Annotated in this window: 1 protein-coding gene; it reads left to right on the forward strand. The window is 67.8% G+C overall.

The window, feature by feature from the left end; genetic code table 11:
• Positions 1–510: 510 nt before the first annotated feature.
• Positions 511–2,920: type VI secretion system Vgr family protein (locus HV675_RS31970; RefSeq protein WP_246270679.1), on the forward strand; the 2,410-nt coding region annotated here is incomplete at its 3' end.

Raw genomic sequence — 2,920 nt, forward strand, 5'->3', positions numbered from 1 at the left:
GTCTTGCGCAGGATGTCCACAGGCTTGCGCACGGGAACTGTGGATAACGCGGACCTACGACGAACGGGCGTTGCCGTATGGCGAGCACGGGCACGAATGTGAGGCGCATCAGGCACTTGCGTGTGTCGTGCGCAGGTTATGCACACCCTTATCAAGCGTTTCTGTTGATAACACCGCCTGCGGCAGTCCGCTGCGGTTGCCCGATGTTCGCCCGGCGGTTGCGTCGTGTCCCGCACCTCGCACCCGGAAACGCGGCCTGGTTTCTCTGACTCCCCTCTGACGTATTCCGACACCCGGTGACCCGATCGCGCCGCCTTATCAGACGTTCTTAAGGCGCCTGTCAAATTGTGTGCGCAACGCTCTGCCCGCACGGCACGACCCTTATCATCCGCTTCAACCAGTCAGGCGATATCTAGCCTGAGGCGATCTGCCCGCGCGGGCCGGCACCGGCTTGCCATGGTCGCCCACGCGAGCGCAGCGCCGACGTTGAACCGACCGGAGAGAAGACCCGTGAGTGAAGCAACGGCCCCGCCCGACGCGTTGCCGCGTACGCGCGCCAGCGCCCATCAGCACTATCGCCTCGACATACCGCAGGCCCGCAGTTCGGCACAGGCCGGGGTGTTCTCGTTTCACGGTGAACGCGCGATCGGCGAGCCGGCGCGTTACGTGATCCGCTTCACGCACCCGCGGCACGACCTGTCGCGCGACGAATACCTGAACAAGCCGGCGAGCTTCATCATCCAGCCGCCGCACGCGCCGTGGGGCGCGCCCGAGCCCGAGCGGCGCGTGTGCGGTGTCACGACCGGCTTTGCGCTGCTCGGCAGCAGTGTGGACGAATCCACCTACGAGGTCGTGCTGGAGTCGCGCATGGCGCTGCTGCGCCACACGCCGAAGTGCCGCTTCTTCCTCGACATGAGCGACCCGGAGATCATCGCGCAGATCCTGCGCGAGAACGGCTTCGACCGGCTGCTCGCGGCGTTCGACCTCAACCTGTATCGCACTTACCGCAAGCGCGAGTTCGTGATGCAGTGGCACGAGGACGACCTCGCGTTCATCACGCGGCTGTGCCGCCGCTCGGGCATCTGGTACGTGTGCGAGGCGGGCCGGCGCTGCGAGCAGGTGCGCTTCGGCGACGACCTGACGCACTACCGCCGCGACCCGGCGCTGACGGTCGCATACCGCCAGCCCGGCGGGCTGGAAAGCGGAGGCGTCGAATCGGTCGATACGCTCGAGATGCACGCGACGACCATCGCGACGCGCTACACGGTGCGCACCTTCAGCGCCGAGTGCACACCGGATGAGCCGATCGACGGCACGTACGAGATCCGGGACGACCGCACCACCTCGGGCGAAGCGTATGTCTGGGGCGCGCCGTACCGGCATGCCGACGACGCGGACGACGAGGCGCGGCTGCGCGGCGAGGCGGCGCACGCCGCGCAGATCGAATACCGCGGCAGCGGCGACATGCCCGATCTCGCGCCGGGCGGCGTGCTGAAGCTGTCGAATCGCGAGCTGCCCGACGCGAAGCACGGGCTGCTGGCGGTGCGGGTGACGTGCAGCGCGTCGCGCGGCAGCGGCTATCGGGTCCGGTTCACGGCGATCCCGGCGGACCGGCTGTACCGGCTGCCGCTGCTCGAACACACGTGGCCGCGCGTGCACGGCGTGGTGACCGGGCGCATCGCGTCGACCGGCGGCGCGAACAGGAACCGGCGTGATCCGTATCTGGATGAACAGGGCCGCTACATCGTCGACCTGCATCTCGATCGCGACCCGCGCACGCCGGGGCTCAACAGCTGCCCGATGCGGCTGGCGAAGCCGTTCGCCGGTGCGGGACAGACGGGGTTTCACTTCGGGCTGGTCGACGGGACGGTGGTGACGGTGGCCTTCATGTGGGGCAATCCGGATCTGCCTTATATCAGCCAGGTGCTGCATACGGCGCAGGACACCGACCCGGTCGTCGCGGGCCATCCGTGGGGCACGCGCAATACGATCCGCACGCGCTCGAACAATACCGTCGAACTCGATGACCGGACGGGGAAAGAGCATATCAAGGTGGCGACGGAGCACGGCAGGTCGCAGCTCAACCTGGGCCATACGGTGGACCGCGACGGGCATGCGCGCGGCGAGGGGTTCGAGCTGCGCACCGATCTGAAGGGGCATCTGCGCGCGGGCGGCGGCGTGCTGGTTTCGTCGGACCCGCAGCCGCAGGCGCGCGGCGCGCAGAGCGACCTGAACCCGGCGATGCAGCAGTTCGAATCGATGCAGGCGCGCGTGCAGACGCTTGCCGATGCCGCCCGGGCGTCGCAGGCGGAGGTGGCCGACCTGCAGGCGGAGAACCGCTGGCTGAAGGAGGAACTGGATGGCCTGAAGCGGTCGGTGATTGCGCTGTCCGCGCCTGGCGGCATCGGCATCGCGACGCCGGAGCGCGTGATGGTGTCGGCGGGCGGGGATGTGAGTGTGGCCGCCGCGTCGCGCTTCAGCGTCAATGCGATGAAGCATGTCGCGATGGCGGCGGCGGAGCGGCTGTCGCTGTTCGCGGAGAAGATGGGCATCAGGATTTTTTCGGCGTGGGGGCCGGTGCAGATCCACGCGCAGCGCGACCTGCTGTCGCTTGCCGCGGACAGGGATGTGACGGTGTCGAGCGTGAACGGCTCGGTGCTGATGAAGGCGGAGAAGGAAATCATCATCGAATGCCGCGGCGCGTTTATCCGGCTCGCGAACGGCTGCATCACGTTTGGTACGCCGCATCAGCTGGAATGGGCGATCGGCCGGTTCGACCGGACGCCGGCTGCGCAAATGCATCTGGCCGCGCCCGCCTTCGCGCCGCAGATGTTTCCGTTTCATGTGGCGTGTGACGCGTGGCGGGGCAATAACAGTTTTGCGTGGGCGACGTCGCCAAAGGCGGAGGCCGCGCAAGGGA

This window comes from Paraburkholderia solisilvae (genome assembly GCF_902859875.1).
Taxonomy (GTDB): Bacteria; Pseudomonadota; Gammaproteobacteria; order Burkholderiales; family Burkholderiaceae; genus Paraburkholderia; species Paraburkholderia solisilvae.